The organism is Mesorhizobium sp. M7A.F.Ca.MR.245.00.0.0 (genome assembly GCF_003997415.1).
In the GTDB taxonomy this organism is placed as follows: Bacteria; Pseudomonadota; Alphaproteobacteria; order Rhizobiales; family Rhizobiaceae; genus Mesorhizobium.
This window is the reverse complement of record NZ_RZTE01000034.1, coordinates 20006-37717: the sequence shown is the minus strand read 5'-3', so window position 1 is coordinate 37717 and position 17712 is coordinate 20006. Positions and strand designations below refer to the sequence as shown.

Sequence of the window (17712 nt, the reverse complement as noted above, 5' to 3'; positions counted from 1 at the left end):
CTTCCGTTTCCAGCCCACTTAGGTGGTGGGCAAGTGGATTACAAAGGCGGTGTTGTCTAACCAGCCGCCGCCAGCAAGACCCCTGCAAGGGCGGATAGCGCGAGTGTCGGCAGCATGCCGACTTTCAGCTTCAGGATGGCGACCATGGCGGCCACGGATAGCAAGGCCGCACGCCAGTCGATGGACGAAAGCACCGGCACGTTCATGCCAAGCCCCGTCGCGTGCACCTCACGGAAAATGACATGCAAAGCAAACCATAGGGCCAGATTCATGATCACCCCAACAATTGCGGCGGTGATCGCGCCCAGTGCGGCCGACAATGCCTTGTTGCCGCGCAAGGCCTCGATGTAGGGCGCCCCGAGGAATATCCAGAAGAAGCAGGGCGTGAACGTCACCCACAGGGTGAGCAGCGCCCCCAGCGATCCGGCAAGTAACGGGTCGAGCGATCCGGAATGGCGGAACGCGGCGATGAAGCCGACGAACTGCAGCACCAGGATGAGCGGTCCTGGCGTCGTTTCTGCAAGTCCAAGACCGTCGACCATTTCACCCGGCGCCAGCCAGCCGAAGGACTGGACGGCTGCCTGCGCGACATAGGCGAGCACCGCATAGGCGCCACCGAAGGTGACGACAGCCATCAGGCTGAAGAACCGGCCTATCTCGGTCCAGACGCTTGCAGAGCCGGTGAACCACCAGATCAAAAGAACAGGCCCGAGCCAGATCGGCAGCCAGATGGCGAGGGTGCGCGGCGCGTGCCATTTGGTCGGTTTGACATGGGCCAGTTCGCCACGCTCGAACATCAGGTCGACCGCTCCCTTGGAGTCGGCAACACCGTCCTTGCCATGGGCCGAGCCGGAAAACAGGCCGGGAGCAACGCGGTCCCCCAGCCATCCCGTCAGGCCGGCGAGAAGGACGATGAGCGGAAACGGCACATTCAACGCATAGATGGCAATGAACGCCGCGACCGCGATCGACACCATGACCCGGTTCTTGAGGGCGCGTCGCCCGATCCGGATCACCGCCTCGATGACAATGGCGAGCACCGCCGCCTTCACCCCGAAAAACAGCGCCGCGACGAGCGGCATGTCGCCATAGAGGACGTACAGGCTGCTCAAGGCGAGCATGACGAGCGCGCCCGGCACGACGAACAGGATGCCGGCGACAAGGCCACCGGCCGTCCTGTGCAGCAGCCAACCGATGTAGATGGCGAGTTGCTGGGCTTCCGGGCCAGGCAGCAGCATGCAGTAATTCAACGCATGCAGGAAACGCCGTTCCCCGATCCAGCGCCGCTCCTCGACCAGTTCCTTGTGCATCAGTGCGATCTGCCCGGCCGGACCGCCAAAGCTGAGCAATCCGATCCTCGCCCAGACCTTCACCGCCTCGGTGAAGGTCGGTGCAGCCGGAACCGGGATGTTTTCCGCTGTATCCGCCGGGACGAGAGCGCTCATGTCGGTTTCCCCGCAGCCGGCCAGTTGTGCGTTTCTTCGGTGGCGTCGCGACACCAGCGGAAGAACGCGTCGTAGAGCAGCATGCCTGCTTCCAGTTGTTCCAAATCGTCGCGGAACATACGCGACAGACCGAGCGAGGCAGCCAGAAAACCGGCCGCCTGGGGCACCAGGTCGAGGCTTGCGGTGTCGGCCGCGCGCACGATCAACGCCAGGCGATCGAGCGCCCCGGATTCCAACCCGAACTCCTCGATCATGGTGTCGAAGGTGCAGCGTTCGCCGCGATGGCTCCAGAACACATTGTCGATGTCGAACGGCACGGCCTGAAAGCGGTCGGCAACAGCCAGTACTTCAGCGGGTTCGACAAACAGGAACACCGCGTCAGGGTCGAGGAAACGCCGGATCAGCCATGGGCAAGCGATGCGGTCGACCTTCGGGCGGGATCGCGTCACCCAGACGGTGGCGCCCTTTTCATTGCGTGGCGGCAACTTGGCGGTGCGGACCAGAAGCCCCCCGGCATCGCGCCAGGCCTCAAAGCCGCCTTCAAGGGATTCGGCTGATATCCCCTCATGGCGCATCCATGCGACGACGCCTTGCGAGAGCTTTTGCCCCTTCTGGCAGACGACGGCCACCGGCTTGCCGGCGAATGCAGCGGCCCAGGTCGAAACGGTTTTGAAATCGCGCCGGCACGAGGCCGGCAACAGGCGCGGATCGGCTTCGAAATCTTCTTCGATGCGAACATCGATGATGACAGGTGCACCCGGCAGACCTATGAGCCGGGACAATTGCGGTACGGTGATAGCGGTTGTTGACGGCATGGCGTCCACCTCCTGAAAAGAGAAGCTTGGACGCGAACGTTGGGCTGACGCCTCACGGGGTCGTCGCGATGCACCCCTTGTCATGATGGTGGATTTGTTGGGCGCGCTTGTCAAGGACGGTGACCGTTCTCGACCCACCCGGCCGGGATGCAACACGCTGACCGGAAAACCGACGGCGGCCTGATTTGATCAAGCCGCCATCCGTCGATTCAGATCAATGATTGTCTCTGGGGACACCGCTGGTGTGCGCGACATCCTGGTATTTCACCGCCGGCTTCAGCACCATCCCCTCCGAGAACTGCGCGACCATGCCGCGCTGGATCTCCTGCCAGGGCGTCTGGTGCTTGGGATAGTGGAAGCCGCCATTGTTCTGCAACTCGGCGCGGCGCCGGGTGATCTCGTCGTCGGTGACGAGGATGTCGGCCGTGCCCTTGCGCAAGTCGATGCGAACCCGGTCGCCCGTCTTGAGCAGCGCCAGTCCGCCGCCGATCGCGGCTTCCGGCGAGGCGTTGAGTATCGAGGGCGAACCCGACGTGCCCGACTGGCGGCCGTCACCGATGCAAGCGAGCGCGTGGATGCCCTTCTTGATGAGATAGGCCGGCGGCTGCATGTTGACGACCTCGGCACCGCCGGGATAGCCGACCGGGCCAGCGCCGCGCATGAACAGGATGGTGTGTTCGTCGATGCCTTGCGCCGGGTCGTCGATGCGGGCGTGGTAATCCTCCGGCCCGTCGAAAACCATGGCGTTACCTTCGAAAGCCTCGGGATCCTTGGGGTTGGAGAGATAGCGTTCGCGGAATTCCGGCGAGATGCCGCTGGTCTTCATGATCGCCGAATCGAACAGATTGCCCCGAAGATTGATGAAGCCGGCATTGGCCTTCAGCGGCTTGGCGACAGAGCGGATGACGTCGGGGTTTTCGTTGGCGACGCCCTCGCTATTCTCACCGATCGACTTGCCGTTGACGGTGCGCGCGCCGGGATGCGGCAACAGCCCGCCCTTCATCAGTTCGGCGATGACCGCCGGCACGCCGCCGGCATGATGGTAGTCCTCGCCGAGATATTCGCCCGTCGGCTGCAAATTGACCAGCAGCGGCACATTGAGGCCGACCGTCTGCCAGTCGTCATTGTCAAGCTTGACCCCGAGGTGGCGGGCGATGGCGTTGAGATGGATAGGCGCGTTGGTCGAGCCGCCAATGGCCGAATTGACGACGATGGCGTTCTCGAAAGCCTCTCTCGTCATGATGTCGGACGGCTTCAGATCCTCATGCACCATCTCGACGATGCGTTTTCCGGTCTCATAGGAAATCTGGCCGCGCTCGCGGTAGGGCGCGGGAATGGCGGCCGAGCCCGGCAACTGCATGCCAAGCGCCTCGGCCAGCGAGTTCATCGTGGTGGCGGTGCCCATGGTGTTGCAATAGCCGGTGGACGGCGCCGACGAGGCAACGATATCCATGAACTCGTCATAATCGATCTCGCCGGCCGACAGGCGCTGGCGTGATTCCCAGACGATGGTGCCGGAGCCGGTGCGCTTGCCCTTGTGCCAGCCATTGAGCATCGGGCCGACCGACAGGGCGATCGCCGGGATGTTGACGGTGGCCGCCGCCATCAGCAGGGCCGGCGTCGTCTTGTCGCAACCGATGGTCAGCACGACGCCATCGAGCGGATAGCCGTAGAGCACCTCGACAAGGCTGAGATAGGCAAGGTTGCGGTCAAGTGCCGCGGTCGGGCGCTTGCCGGTCTCCTGGATCGGATGGCAAGGAAACTCGAAAGGAATGCCGCCCATCGAGACGATGCCTTCGCGCACACGCTTGGCGAGTTCGATATGGTGACGGTTGCAAGGCGACAGATCCGAGCCGGTCTGGGCGATGCCGATCAGCGGCTTGCCGGACATCAGTTCGGCGCGCGTCAGACCGTAATTGAGATAGCGCTCGAGATAGAGCGCCGTCATGCCCGGATTGTCGGGATTGTCGAACCACTCCTGCGAGCGAAATTTTTTCTTGTGGGTGGGGGCGCCTGCCATCATGGTCTCCGTATTTGTAAGACAAATCGATATGGCAACGCGCGGGAGCAGGCAAGAGGGCGTGCGGTCGCAACCGGACTTTGGTGCGATAGACACGCACCAAGCCGTGCGTTACGGGTTCGGGCAGTCTTGTCCGGGAGGTTTTCATGGCTTTGGTGATCGAAGGCGAGGAGCGCATTGCCGCACCGCTGCAAAAAGTGTGGGAAGCGCTGAACGATCCCGAGGTCTTGAAGGCGACCATTCCCGGCTGCCAGAGCCTGGAGATGAAGTCGCCGACCGAGATGGCGGCAACCGTGGTGGTGAAGATCGGACCGATCAAGGCGACGTTCAACGGCGAAGTGACGCTGAAGAACCTGAAGCCGCCGCACTCCTACACCATCCAGGGCGAAGGCAAGGGCGGCATTGCAGGCTTCGCCAAGGGGGGCGCCGACGTGACGCTGACGGCGGATGGACCCGACGCCACGATATTGAACTACGCGGCCAAGGCCGATGTCGGGGGCAAGATCGCACAGCTTGGCAGCCGTCTGATCGAATCGACCTCGAAGAAACTGGCTGGACAGTTTTTTTCCAGCTTTGGCGAGAAGGTCGGCGCGGCCTAGGCTGCAGCACGGCGGCGCCTGCTATTCAAACACAATACTCGGCACGGCAGCAGCAGCCGCACCACGCTCTTCGTTGACCCGGTCCCAGACCTTCGAGGCGATGTCGCGGTAGATTTTCGCTTCGGGGCCATCGGGCTTGGAGACGACAACCGGCGTGCCGGCATCCGAGCTTTCGCGAATGCCCATTTCGAGCGGCACCTCACCGAGGAAGGTGACGCCGAGGCGCTCGGCCTCGCGGCGGGCGCCGCCATGGCCAAAGATGTCGTAGCGCTTGCCGGTGTCCGGGGCGATGAAATAGCTCATGTTCTCGACGATGCCGAGCAACGGGACGTCGACCTTCTTGAACATGTTGAGGCCTTTCCGCGCGTCGATCAGGGCCAGGTCCTGTGGGGTCGAGACGATGACAGCACCAGCCAGCGGCACCTGCTGGGCCATGGTCAGCTGCGCGTCGCCAGTGCCGGGCGGCATGTCGACGACGAGCACGTCGAGACGGCCCCATTCGACCTCGCGCAGCATCTGCGTCAGCGCCGACATCACCATCGGGCCGCGCCAGATCATCGGCGTTTCCTCGTCGACGAGGAAACCCATCGACATTACCTTCAGGCCGTAATTCTCCATCGGTTTCAGGATCTTGCCGTCGACGGTCTGCGGCCGGCCGTGGATGTTGAGCAGCCTGGGCATGGACGGTCCGTAGATGTCGGCATCCAGCACGCCGACGCGCAGGCCGTTGGCGGCGAGGCCGAGCGCGATGTTGACGGCGGTGGTCGACTTGCCGACGCCGCCCTTGCCGGAAGCAACGGCAATGATCGCCTCGATACCGGGCACGCCACGTTTGCCCGAACTGTGCGAGGCGGGCGCGTGCGGAGCCGCACGCGGCGCGGCGGCAGCGGGCGCAGCCGGCGGAACGGGCCTAGGTGCGGGGCGCGACGGAACCGGCGCCTCCATGCCGCCGCCCTTCTTCTCGGCCGTCAGCGCGACGACCGCGCCGGCGACCCCGGGGATTGCCTTGACGACGCGCTCGGCGGCGGCGCGCAGCGGCTCCATTTCCTGGGCACGAGCGGCGGGAACGGTAATCGAGAAGAAGACCTTCCCGTCGGCGATGAAAATCTCCGAAACCATGCCGAGGTCGACGATGTTGCCGGTGAAATCCGGCCCGTTGACCGTCTTCAGACGCTCGGTGACGATTTCCTTGGTGACGGACATGGCAGTTTTTCCTTACGCAGCTTGCGCCTGAGATGCAGCTTGCACCTGAGATAATGCAGTTTCCGGACAGAACCAAGCCGTGGAGCAATGGCTGCCTTGGCGTGCCTGGAAAAGCGGCGGGTCCTGTCGGATTTCATCCGCGCCAAACGTCTTCCAGATAATCGAGCGCCGATGCGGCCAACAATCAGGTCAAGCAACAGTCGTCAAACGATCGCGGCGACCTACTTCGGTGACCAGCACGGGGTCGACAACCAGGAAAGGAGACCATCATGCTCGCAAACAGCAATGCAACGGCCAATCTCGCGGTGAAGGATCTCGCGAAAGCCAAGGCTTTCTATGAGGGAACGCTTGGCCTGAAACAGGTGCACGATGAGGGCGGCGAACTGATCGTCTACAAAAGCGGCGATACCACCCTCAACGTCTATCATTCTCAATTTGCCGGAACCAACAAGGCGACAGCGGTAACCTGGATGGTTGGCGACGAGATCGGCAACATCGTCAAGGAACTGAAGTCGAAGGGCGTCGCCTTCGAGCACTATCAGATGCCGGGCTTGACGCTGGAGGGCGATCTCCACGTCGGTTACGGAATGAAGGTCGCCTGGTTCAAGGACCCGGACGGCAACATCCTGAACCTTGTGGACAGGTAGATTTCTTTACGTCACCTCGCCAGGCCAACCGCCAGGTAGGTGAGCGCCGAAATCAAAGCGGTGGCCGGCAAGGTGACGATCCAGGCAATGACGATGTTGCCGGCAATGCCCCAGCGCACGGCCGAGACGCGGCGGGCGGCGCCGACGCCGATAATGGCGCCAGTGATGGTGTGCGTGGTCGACACGGGAATGCCGAGCCAGGTCGCGGCAAACAGGGTGATCGCCCCGCCGGTCTCGGCGCAAAAACCCTGCATCGGGTTCAGCCGCGTGATCTTCGAGCCCATGGTGTGGACGATGCGCCAGCCGCCGAACAGGGTGCCGAGCGCCAGCGCCGCCTGACAGGTGAGGACAACCCAGAGCGGTACATGGAAAGTCGCGCCGAGCATGCCTTGCGAATAGAGCAGCACGGCAATGATGCCCATGGTCTTCTGCGCGTCATTGCCACCGTGCCCGAGCGAATAGAGCGAGGCGGAAAAGAACTGCATGACGCGGAAGGTACTGTCGACCGCAAAGGGCGTCTGGCGCACGAAGAGCCACGAGACGACGAAAATCAGGATGAGCGCCAGGATAAAGCCGGTCGCTGGCGACAGGACGATTGCCGCAACCGTCTTGCCAAGCCCTGTCCAGACGATGGCGCCCACGCCTGCCTTTGCCACACCGGCACCTACCAGGCCGCCGATCAACGCATGCGAGCTGCTCGACGGGATGCCGGCGATCCAGGTGACGATGTTCCAGACTATGGCGCCGACGAGCGCCGAGAAGATAACCGCCGGGGTGACGATGCTGACATCGACGATACCCTTGCCCACTGTCTCGGCGACGTGGAGGCCGAAGAACATGAAGGCGATGAAGTTGAAGAAAGCCGCCCACAATACCGCGTATTGCGGCCTTAGCACGCGGGTGGAGACGATGGTGGCAATGGAGTTGGCGGCATCATGCAAGCCGTTGAGAAAGTCGAAGAACAGCGCGACGCCGACGAGGCCGACCAGCACGGGAAAGGCAATGGTGGCTTCCATCACCTAGACATTCTCAATGACGATGCCGCTGATCTCGTTGGCGACGTCCTCGAAGCGGTCGACCACTTTTTCCAGTTGGCCATAAATCTCGCTGCCGATCATGTACGCCATCGGATCGCTGCTGCCGTGCTTCCTGAAGAGATCCTTCAGCCCTTGCTCGTGCAGGTCGTCGGCCCGGCTTTCGACGCGCATCACCTCTTCGGCGATGGCGTTGAGGCGCACCGTGTGCGTCGCGACCTTGTTGAGCAGCGGGATCGCCTCGGCCACCAGCTTGGCGGCGGCGACGATGACGCCACCCATTTCCTGCATCAGCGGATCGAATTCCTTGCGCTCGAACAGCTTCACCGTCTTGACCGTCTTGTGCATCATGTCGATGGCATCATCCATCGACTGGATCAGGTCCTTGATGTCGCCGCGATCGAAAGGCGTGATGAAGGAGCGCCGCACCGCCAGCAGGACTTCCGCGGTGATGTGGTCGGCCTCATCTTCGAGATCGACGATTTTCTGGCACCAGAGGTCGATATCCCTGCCCTGGAGAAGCTGCTCCAGCGCCTCGGCGCCGCCGACCACGGTGCGCGAATGTCGTTCGAACAGGTCGAAGAAGCGATCTTCGCGCGGCAAAAGCTTGCGGAACCAGCCCAGCATGGTCGATCTCCCAGTTTCATCCACATAGCGCCGCATCGCGCCGCGGGAAACAGGTAGCCGGCTTAAAGGTGTGGATGCAGGGCAATTGTGCATCGCGCTTGCGGTGAGGCGCGATTTCCCCGACCTTGCAGCGAACCACCGGAAAGATCGCATGATCGACAAGCTGGAATTCTTCATCGCGCTCGCCAGGGAGGAGCATTTCGGCCGAGCGGCGGAGGTATGCGGCGTCACCCAGCCGACGCTCTCGGCCGGCATCAAGCAGTTGGAGGGCCAGCTTGGCGTCATGCTGGTCCTGCGCGGCTCACGCTTCCAGGGGCTGACGCCGGAGGGAAAACAGGTGCTGGTGTGGGCACGCCGCATCGTCGGCGACACCAGGACCATGCGCGAGGAAATGCGCGCGGCGCGCCACGGACTTTCGGGCCGTATCCGCATCGCCGCCATTCCGACGGCGCTCGCCATGCTGCCGCGGCTGACGACGCCGTTTCGCGAAAAGCATCCAGGCGTCACCTTTTCGGTGCTGTCGCGGACCTCGATCGAGGTGCTGTCGCTGCTCGGCAATTTCGACATCGATGCCGGCATCACCTATCTCGACAACGAGCCGCTGGGGCGGGTGACCAGCGTGCCGCTCTATGACGAGCGCTACCAACTGATCACCGCGATGGGAAATCCCTATTCCGACCGCGACAAAGTGACATGGGCAGAGCTCTCAAGCCTGCCGCTGTGCCTGTTGACGCCAGACATGCAGAACCGCCGCATCATCGATCAGCATCTGGCCGAAGCCGGCGTGCAGGTGCGACCGACGCTGGAATCCAATTCGATGATCGTGCTGTTTTCGCACATCCGCACCGGCAAATGGTCGTCGATCATGCCGCTCAACCTTGCGGAAACATTCGGCTTTTCCGAGCCGATCCGGGCCATTCCGATTGTCGAGCCGGATGCCAGCCACACGGTCGGCCTGGTGGCGACACCGCGCGAACCGCACACACCTTTGGTCTCGGCGCTGCTGGACGAGGCAATGGCGCTGGCGGACGATTTCCACGCCAACCGTTCCGCTAGACAGAGTTAGCCGAACGGAGCGATAGAAAATTTCTATCGTGCAACGAAACCGCTTTATTGATTTCAGAGGTTTTCTCTGGTTTCTTAAGCACTTAGCGATAAAGCGGCACGCGCATGTCGTTGTTCCAAAACAGCTTGATGCTTCTGGCCGATATGTATGGGTCGCTACGATAGGGAGGGCGCTGCATGACAATGCAGCCTGCAAGTACCGAGATCACGTCGCGCACGGCCGCGATCATCCAGGAGATGAAGGGCCTCGAAGGCCCGTTGCTGCCGATCCTCCACGGCATCCAGGAAGAGTTCGGCCATGTGCCCAAGGATGCGCTGCCGGTCATCGCCGAGGCGCTGAACATTTCCAGGGCCGAGGTGCACGGCGTCGTCAGCTTTTATCATGATTACCGCAGCCACCCGGCAGGCCGGCATGTGCTGAAGCTCTGCCAGGCGGAATCCTGCCAGTCGATGGGTTCGGACGCCATCGCCGCCAAGCTGAAGCAATTGCTGGGCATCGGCTTCCATGAGACGACCCGCGACGGTTCGGTGACGCTGGAGCCGGTCTATTGTCTGGGCCTTTGCGCTTGTTCGCCCGCCGCAATGCTGGATGGCGAGGTGATCGGGCGACTCAATGACGAGAAGCTCGACGAGATCGTTGCAGAGGTGCGCTCATGATCCCGCGTATCTACATTCCCGGCGATTCCGGCGCACTGGCGCTGGGCGCCGAAAAGGTCGCCAAGGCGATCGCCGGCGAGCTCGCCGAGCGCGGCATCGAAGCCAAGATCGTGCGCAACGGGTCGCGCGGCGCCTATTTCCTCGAACCAATGGTCGAAGTTGCGACAGCGAACGGCCGCGTCGCCTATGGGCCGGTAAAGCCGTCCGACGTCAAAAGCCTGTTCGACGGCGGCTTCCTCACCGGCGGCCATCACAAGCGCTGGCTGGGCTCACCGGACAAGATCCCCTTCTTCGCCAAGCAGACGCGGCTGACCTTCGCGCGCTGCGGCGTCACGGATCCGCTTTCGCTCGAATCCTACAAGAAGCATGGCGGGTTGAACGGACTGACGAACGCGCTGGCGCTGACGCCTGCCGACATCGTCGCCCAGGTTACCGAATCGGGCCTGCGCGGGCGCGGCGGCGCCGGCTTCCCGACCGGCATCAAGTGGAAAACGGTGCTCGATACCGCAGGCGACCGCAAATACATCGTCTGCAACGCCGACGAAGGCGATTCAGGCACCTTCGCCGACCGCATGATCATGGAGGGCGATCCGTTTGTGCTGATCGAAGGCATGACGATCGCCGGTATAGCCACGGGCGCGACCAAGGGCTTTGTCTATGTCCGCTCGGAATATCCGCATGCGGTGGCGGTGATGAACAAGGCCGTCGAGGTCGCCCGCAAGGCCGGCGTTCTTGGCGCCAGCGTGCTGGGTTCACCTTACGCGTTCGACATGGAGATCCGGGTCGGCGCCGGAGCCTATGTCTGCGGGGAGGAGACGGCGCTGCTCGATTCGCTCGAGGGCAAGCGCGGCATGGTGCGCGCAAAGCCGCCGCTGCCGGCGCATAAGGGGCTTTTCGGCAAGCCGACGGTGATCAACAATGTCATCTCGCTGGCCTCGGTGCCTGTCATCATGGACAAGGGTGCGGCCTTCTACAAGGATTTCGGCATGGGCCGCTCGCGCGGCACGATCCCGATCCAGATCGCCGGCAACGTCAAATATGCCGGCCTGTTCGAAGCCGCTTTCGGCATGACGCTGGGCGAAATCATCGACGATATCGGCGGCGGTACGGCCACGGGACGTCCGGTCAAGGCGGTGCAGGTCGGCGGGCCGCTCGGCGCCTATTTCCCGCGCGCGCTGTTCGACACGCCGTTCGATTATGAAGCCTTCGCGGCAAAGGACGGGCTGATCGGCCATGCCGGCATCGTGGTGTTCGACGACACCGCCGATATGCTGAAACAGGCGCGCTTTGCCATGGAGTTCTGCGCCATCGAAAGCTGCGGCAAGTGCACGCCCTGCCGCATCGGCTCGACGCGCGGTGTCGAGACCATCGACAGAATAGTCGCGGGCATCGAGCCGGAGAAGAACCTCGCTCTGGTCACCGACCTCTGCAACACGATGAAGTTCGGTTCGCTCTGCGCGCTGGGCGGCTTCACGCCCTATCCCGTGATGAGCTCGATTACCCATTTCCCCGACGACTTCAAGCCCGCGCCCGTGCGCGTGGCTGCCGAATAGGAGCTGGCAGATGAACATCAAGGCCGACTTCCCTTCCCTCGTCGAAGAGATCGACTACGGAACCCCCCAATCGAAGGCGCAGAAGCAGGTCACGCTGAATGTCGACGGGCGCAGCATCACCGTGCCGGAAGGCACCTCGATCATGCGTGCCGCGATGGAAGGCGGGGTCGAGATCCCGAAGCTTTGCGCCACCGACATGCTGGACTCCTTCGGTTCGTGCCGTGTCTGCCTTGTCGAGATCGAAGGACGCGGCGGCACGCCGGCATCGTGCACGACGCCCGTCGGCGAAGGCATGATCGTGCGCACGCAGACCGAGCGGCTTGACGCCATTCGCCGCGGCGTCATGGAACTCTATGTCTCGGACCATCCGACCGGCTGGAACGAACAGGCCGGAACCGGCGCGAGCGAGTTCGATGCGGTGGCGAAGTCGATCGGCCTGACCGAGAACCGCTACGGCATCGAAGGCCGCAACCACGTCAAGCCGGAAGGTGGCGTGGCGCCCGGCCATGGCTCGCTGGCGGTCGACTACATCGCCCGCGATGAATCCAACCCCTATTTCACCTATGATGCCTCGCAATGCATCGTCTGCTCGCGCTGCGTGCGGGCCTGCGAAGAGGTGCAGGGCACCTTCGCGCTGACCATCGAGGGACGAGGCTTCGAATCCCGGGTTTCGGCGGGGATGCACGAGGCGTTCATCGATTCGGAATGCGTGTCCTGCGGCGCCTGCGTGCAGGCCTGTCCGACCGATGCGCTGCGCGAGAAGACGGTGCTTGCCAAGGGCCTGCCGGAGCGCTCGGCTGTTACCACCTGCGCCTATTGCGGCGTCGGCTGCTCGTTCAAGGCCGAGGTGAAGGGTGACGAAGTCGTTCGCATGATGCCCTATAAGGAGGGGAAGGCGAACCACGGCCATTCCTGCGTCAAGGGCCGTTTCGCCTATGGCTACGCCACCCACAAGGACCGCATCCTGTCGCCGATGATCCGCGAAAAGGTCACCGACCCGTGGCGCGAAGTGAGCTGGGAAGAGGCGATCGCCCATACGGCCAAGGAATTCCGCCGTATCCAGTACCAGTATGGACGCACCTCGATCGGCGGCATCACCTCGTCGCGCTGCACCAACGAGGAAACCTATCTCGTCCAGAAGATGGTGCGGCAGGGTTTCCGCAACAACAATGTCGACACCTGCGCACGCGTCTGCCATTCGCCGACGGGCTACGGGCTCGGCCAGACCTATGGCACCTCGGCCGGCACGCAGGATTTCGATTCCGTCGACTTCACCGACGTCGCCGTCATCATCGGCGCCAATCCGGCTTCCGCTCACCCGGTGTTCGCCTCGCGGCTGAAGAAGCGGCTGCGCCAGGGCGCCAAGCTGATCGTGCTCGATCCGCGCCGCACCGAGATGGTCAAGTCGGCCCATATCGAAGCGGATTATCACCTGCCGCTGAAGCCCGGCACCAATGTGGCCGTGCTGACGGCGCTGGCGCATGTGATCGTCACCGAGGGCCTGTTCGACGAAGCCTTCATCCGCGAACGCTGCGACTGGACGGAGTTCCAGGATTGGGCATCGTTCGTAGCCTTGCCGGAAAACAGCCCCGAAACCGTCGGCAAATTGTCCGGCGTCGATCCAGAGCTGATCCGGGGCGCTGCGCGGCTCTACGCCACCGGCGGCAACGGTGCGATCTATTACGGCCTCGGCGTGACGGAACACAGCCAGGGCTCGACTACTGTGATGGCAATCGCCAATCTCGCCATGGCCACCGGCAATATCGGCCGGCCCGGCGTCGGCGTGAATCCGCTGCGCGGCCAGAACAACGTGCAGGGCTCCTGCGACATGGGCTCCTTCCCGCACGAACTGCCGGGCTATCGCCACATCTCCGGCGAAGCCGTGCGCGATATCTATGAGACCTTGTGGGGCGTGAAGCTGGATGACGAACCCGGCCTGCGCATCCCCAACATGCTCGACGCCGCCGTCGACGGCAGCTTCAAGGGCATCTACATCCAGGGCGAAGACATTCTGCAGTCCGATCCCGACACCAAACATGTCGCCGCCGGCCTTGCCGCGATGGAATGCGTCGTCGTGCATGACCTGTTCCTCAACGAGACGGCGAACTACGCGCATGTCTTCCTGCCGGGCTCGACCTTCCTGGAGAAGGACGGCACCTTCACCAACGCCGAGCGCCGCATCAACATGGTGCGCAAGGTTCTTGAGCCGAAGGCGCGCTACGCCGATTGGGAGGCGACGCAGGAGCTTGCCCGCGCGATCGGGCTGGACTGGAACTATCAGCATCCCTCCGAGATCATGGACGAGATCGCGATGACCACGCCGAGCTTCGCCGGCGTCTCCTTCGAGTTGCTCGACCGTGTCGGATCCGTGCAATGGCCCTGCAACGAGAAGGCGCCGCTCGGCACCCCGATCATGCATATTGACGGGTTCGTGCGCGGCAAGGGCAAGTTCATCCGGACCGAATATGTGGCGACGGACGAAAGGACGGGACCGCGCTTCCCGCTGCTGCTCACCACCGGCCGCATCCTGTCGCAGTACAATGTCGGCGCGCAGACCAGGCGCACCGACAACAGCATGTGGCACTCGGAGGACCGGCTTGAGATCCATCCGCACGATGCCGAGAACCGGGGCTTGCGCGACGGCGACTGGGTTCGGCTGACCAGCCGCTCGGGCGAGACGACGCTGCGCGCGCTGATCACCGACCGGGTGTCGCCCGGTGTGGTCTACACGACGTTCCATCATCCGGACACGCAGGCCAACGTCATCACCACCGACTTCTCCGACTGGGCGACCAATTGTCCGGAATACAAGGTGACGGCGGTGCAGGTCGGCGCCTCCAACGGACCGTCGGAATGGCAGCGCGACTATGACGAGCAAGCCAAGCAGAGCCGGCGCATCGCGTCTTTGCAGGCGGCGGAGTAGTCTTGAGCCCGCGCCGCAAAGCCACGACGCAGGTATCGCGGCTGGCGCACCGCGCGGTTGGAACGACGGCTGCCGACCGGATGGTGCCGGAGGAGACGCCGGTGGCGTTCTCCTTCGCCGGCACCACGCATGCGGTGATGATGGCAAGCCCGGCCGATTTCGAGGATTTCGCGCTTGGCTTCTCGCTGACCGAAGGCATTGTGGCTGCGCCGGAAGAGATCGAAGCGATCGAGGTCGAGGACCATGGCGCCGGCATCGACATTCAGATCCGCCTGAAGGACCGAGCCGACACACGTTTCGAAGCGCGGCGGCGAAGGCTCGCCGGCCCGGTCGGCTGCGGGCTTTGCGGCATCGAATCGATCGAGGAAGCAATGCGCTCGGTCGATGCGGTTGGTGCCTCAAGCCTTACGCTTGATGCCGACGACATCGCCCGTTCGGTCAAGCTTTTGTCCAAAGTGCAGCCGCTGCACACCGAGACCGGAGCGGTACACGCCGCCGGTTTCTATATGCCTGGCAAGGGCATCGTCATGGCGCGCGAAGATGTCGGCCGTCACAATGCGCTCGACAAGCTGGCCGGTGCGCTGGCCAAGGCCGGCATCGATGGCGCATCCGGTGCCGTCGTGGTGACATCCAGGGTGTCGGTCGAAATGGTGCAGAAGACGGCTTCTATCGGCTCGGCCTTCATCATCGCCGTCTCGGCGCCGACCGCCCTTGCCATCCGCACGGCGCAAGAGGCTGGCATGACGCTGGTGGCGCTGGTTCGCGGCGACGATTTTGATATTTTCACCCACCCCGACCGGGTGGTTTGCGGAGTTGCCAAGCATGTCGCATGACGAAGAACACATTATGAGCACCGCCGAGAAGCTGGTGCGCATGGCAAACCAGATCGCCGATTTCTTCCATTCCAAGCCGCGCGAGGAAGGCATTGCCGGCGTCGCCGAGCACATCAACAAGTTCTGGGAGCCGAGGATGCGGCGGCAGTTCTTCGAAATGCTGGACGACGGCACCGGGAACTTCAACGAGTTGGTGGTGGCCGCCTCCGCCAGGATCAGGCGGCCGATCACGCCGGCCGCGGCCGACCTCAAACTCGGACTCGAGCCCTCCCCTGCCGACGTCGCCGCCTCGCAGGAATAATCGCCAAGCCGCGCCGGCTTACATTCGCCATCGCTAAAGTTTAAGCTGCCGCATCCGCGCTGTTCTGCTATGGTTTGACGACCAGAAATCGTCAGGCCGGGGTGGAAATCTCGTGAGGCCGATCGAGACGCGATACGCCCGTAGCGGCGATATGAGGATCGCCTATCAGGTGGTCGGGCAGGGATCGCTCGATCTGGTCTTCGTGCCGGGCTTCATTTCCAACCTCGACCTGCACTGGGAAGACGAGGGCTATACCAGGCTCTTGAAGCGGCTTTCGGCATTCTCGCGGCTGATCCTGCTCGACAAGCGCGGCACGGGTCTGTCCGACCGCGTCGACGCGCATAACCTGCCCAGTCTCGAAACGCGGATGGACGATGTGCGCGCAGTTATGGACGCCGCCGGCAGCGGCCGTGCAGCCCTGCTCGGCTCCTCCGAAGGCGCGCCGATGGCGATGCTGTTCGCCGCCACCTATCCGGAGCGGACGCGGGCGCTGGCGCTCTATGGCGGCTATGCGCATTTCCACAAATGGGTGATGTCGCCCGAACGCCTCGACGCTTTCATCGAGATGGCGGAGACAGCCTGGGGCACCGGCGCCACTCTGCCCCATTTCGCGCCGAGCCGGGTCGACGACGCGCATTTCGCCCAGTGGTGGGCACGTTTCGAACGATTGTCGGCGAGCCCGACGGCGGCGGCGGCGCTGGCGCGCATGAACGCCGACGTCGACATCCGCCACATCCTGAACGTGATCAGCGCGCCGACGCTTGTGATTCATCGCCGCAACGATGCGCGGGTCGACCCCGATGCCAGCCGCTTCCTTGCACAGAAGATTCCCGGCGCCCGGCTGGTCGAGATTGACGGACGCGACCATCCGATCTGGACCGGCGATGTCGATGGGGTGGCCGACCTGATAGAGGAATTCCTGACCGGCGAGCGCGCCGTAGGCGAAGTGGACCGCGTGCTGGCGGCACTTCTGGTGACACGCATCTACGATACGGCGCGGCTCGGCGACCGCATGTGGAGCGAACGCAGCCAACGCTTCCAAGAAACCTGGCGGCTGCTGGTCGGACGCCATGGTGGGCGCTCTGTGGGCCTGCATGGCGAGTTGATGATTTCGCGCTTCGACGGCCCGGCACGCGCCATACGCTGCGCGGCAGCCCTGCGCGAGGCGGCGCAGGAAATCGGCGTGGCAAGCGCGCAAGGGGCGCATGTCGGCGAGATCGAAATGCGCGGTCCGCCCGTTGGGATGACGGCGCGGGTGGCGATGCAGTTGGCCGCCCATGCCGGCCGCGGCGACATTATCGCGTCGCGTCTGATCGCCGATCTGGCGGCTGGGTCGGGCCTGCACTTCACCGACGCCGGGCGCATCAGCGTCGACGAGTTGGAGGAGCGGCTGGCGCTGGTCCATGCGACGTCCGAACAGCATCTGGAACCCGCCTGCCGGCCCAAACCCAGGGTTGCCGAGCCGGCCGCATTGACGGCGCGCGAAAGCGAGGTGGTGAGCCTCGTCGCCGACGGCAAGAGCAATGCCGCGATCGCCGCCGAATTGAGGCTGAGCGAACACACGGTCAAGCGCCATGTCGCCAACATACTGCTCAAGCTGGACCTGCCGTCGCGGGCGGCGGCGGCGGCGTTTTCGGCCAGGCACCCTGGCCCGCACGGACCATGAGAGCCATGGCGCTTTCGGGCGAAGCGGCCATGGGCGGGTCAGCGCTATCAATTCTCTCCATGCAGGCCAGGCGGATGTCGTCGGGAAAGGTGCTGCGAACGGAGGAGGAAATGCTGACGTCGAACCAAACACTCAAATCGCTTGCGATAGCGGCAGGGCGCCAGCGATGAGGAGATCAAGGAGGAGGCGGCGATGTCCGCGATCGTGCGCCGCTGGTCAACGATGCTCAACGGCAGCCAGGTCGATCTGACGACCTTCAAGGAGCAGGCCGACGACGTGTTCGCGGCCGTCAAGGCGAAGTCGCAGTAACAACCACTGCCTGGC

15 protein-coding genes are annotated in these 17712 nt (G+C 63.5%); 9 read left to right on the top strand and 6 right to left on the bottom strand.

Annotated features, from left to right (window positions below; genetic code table 11):
- Positions 1–56: 56 nt before the first annotated feature.
- From chrA to EOB80_RS26190, 3 genes are all read right to left on the bottom strand, one after another.
- On the bottom strand, positions 57–1445 hold the full coding sequence (gene chrA, locus EOB80_RS26200; RefSeq protein WP_127317743.1) for a chromate transporter: 1389 nt from the start codon (positions 1443–1445) through the stop codon (positions 57–59).
- Positions 1442–2260, bottom strand: coding sequence for a chromate resistance protein ChrB domain-containing protein (locus EOB80_RS26195; protein ID WP_127317741.1), 819 nt, complete (start codon positions 2258–2260; stop codon positions 1442–1444). The genes chrA and EOB80_RS26195 overlap by 4 nt, the downstream gene beginning before the upstream one ends.
- Before the next feature lie 214 nt (positions 2261–2474).
- The gene (locus tag EOB80_RS26190; RefSeq protein ID WP_023811496.1) at positions 2475–4280 is read right to left on the bottom strand and encodes an IlvD/Edd family dehydratase; all 1806 of its coding nucleotides are present in this window, start codon (positions 4278–4280) and stop codon (positions 2475–2477) included.
- A 146-nt stretch (positions 4281–4426) separates the two neighbouring features.
- Between EOB80_RS26190 and EOB80_RS26185 the strand changes: the two genes are divergently transcribed.
- Positions 4427–4879 (top strand): carbon monoxide dehydrogenase subunit G, encoded by a 453-nt coding sequence (locus tag EOB80_RS26185; RefSeq protein WP_013528005.1) that lies wholly within the window; start codon positions 4427–4429, stop codon positions 4877–4879.
- 21 nt (positions 4880–4900) lie between these two features.
- Here the strand turns inward: EOB80_RS26185 and EOB80_RS26180 are convergent, their stop codons facing one another.
- On the bottom strand, positions 4901–6082 hold the full coding sequence (locus tag EOB80_RS26180; RefSeq protein WP_127317737.1) for an Mrp/NBP35 family ATP-binding protein: 1182 nt from the start codon (positions 6080–6082) through the stop codon (positions 4901–4903).
- A 269-nt stretch (positions 6083–6351) separates the two neighbouring features.
- On the opposite strand from EOB80_RS26180, the gene EOB80_RS26175 reads away from it, so the two are divergent.
- Complete coding sequence (locus EOB80_RS26175) at positions 6352–6729, top strand: VOC family protein (RefSeq protein WP_027039668.1); 378 nt, start codon at positions 6352–6354, stop codon at positions 6727–6729.
- Between the two features lie 11 nt (positions 6730–6740).
- Here the strand turns inward: EOB80_RS26175 and EOB80_RS26170 are convergent, their stop codons facing one another.
- Together EOB80_RS26170 and EOB80_RS26165 are read right to left on the bottom strand one after the other, a co-directional pair.
- The gene (locus EOB80_RS26170) at positions 6741–7745 is read right to left on the bottom strand and encodes an inorganic phosphate transporter (protein WP_127267014.1); all 1005 of its coding nucleotides are present in this window, start codon (positions 7743–7745) and stop codon (positions 6741–6743) included.
- Positions 7746–7748: 3 nt separating this feature from the next.
- Positions 7749–8390 carry a DUF47 domain-containing protein gene (locus EOB80_RS26165; protein ID WP_127267007.1) on the bottom strand — a complete coding sequence of 214 codons (642 nt, stop codon included), beginning with the start codon at positions 8388–8390 and terminating at the stop codon, positions 7749–7751.
- 151 nt (positions 8391–8541) lie between these two features.
- On the opposite strand from EOB80_RS26165, the gene EOB80_RS26160 reads away from it, so the two are divergent.
- From EOB80_RS26160 to EOB80_RS26130, 7 genes are all read left to right on the top strand, one after another.
- On the top strand, positions 8542–9456 hold the full coding sequence (locus EOB80_RS26160) for a LysR family transcriptional regulator (protein ID WP_127267008.1): 915 nt from the start codon (positions 8542–8544) through the stop codon (positions 9454–9456).
- 176 nt (positions 9457–9632) lie between these two features.
- A complete protein-coding gene (locus EOB80_RS26155; protein ID WP_127317731.1) occupies positions 9633–10112 on the top strand; it encodes a formate dehydrogenase subunit gamma in 480 nt (159 codons plus the stop codon).
- Positions 10109–11665: an NADH-quinone oxidoreductase subunit NuoF gene (locus tag EOB80_RS26150; RefSeq protein WP_127330693.1), complete on the top strand. Its 1557-nt coding sequence runs from the start codon at positions 10109–10111 to the stop codon at positions 11663–11665. The genes EOB80_RS26155 and EOB80_RS26150 overlap by 4 nt, the downstream gene beginning before the upstream one ends.
- 10 nt (positions 11666–11675) lie before the next feature.
- Positions 11676–14588: a formate dehydrogenase subunit alpha gene (gene fdhF, locus EOB80_RS26145; protein ID WP_127330691.1), complete on the top strand. Its 2913-nt coding sequence runs from the start codon at positions 11676–11678 to the stop codon at positions 14586–14588.
- Positions 14589–14590: 2 nt separating this feature from the next.
- On the top strand, positions 14591–15421 hold the full coding sequence (gene fdhD, locus EOB80_RS26140) for a formate dehydrogenase accessory sulfurtransferase FdhD (RefSeq protein ID WP_127320612.1): 831 nt from the start codon (positions 14591–14593) through the stop codon (positions 15419–15421).
- The gene (locus tag EOB80_RS26135) at positions 15411–15722 is read left to right on the top strand and encodes a formate dehydrogenase subunit delta (RefSeq protein ID WP_023811684.1); all 312 of its coding nucleotides are present in this window, start codon (positions 15411–15413) and stop codon (positions 15720–15722) included. The genes fdhD and EOB80_RS26135 overlap by 11 nt, the downstream gene beginning before the upstream one ends.
- A gap of 112 nt (positions 15723–15834) precedes the next feature.
- Complete coding sequence (locus tag EOB80_RS26130; RefSeq protein WP_127330689.1) at positions 15835–17388, top strand: alpha/beta fold hydrolase; 1554 nt, start codon at positions 15835–15837, stop codon at positions 17386–17388.
- Positions 17389–17712: the final 324 nt, after the last annotated feature.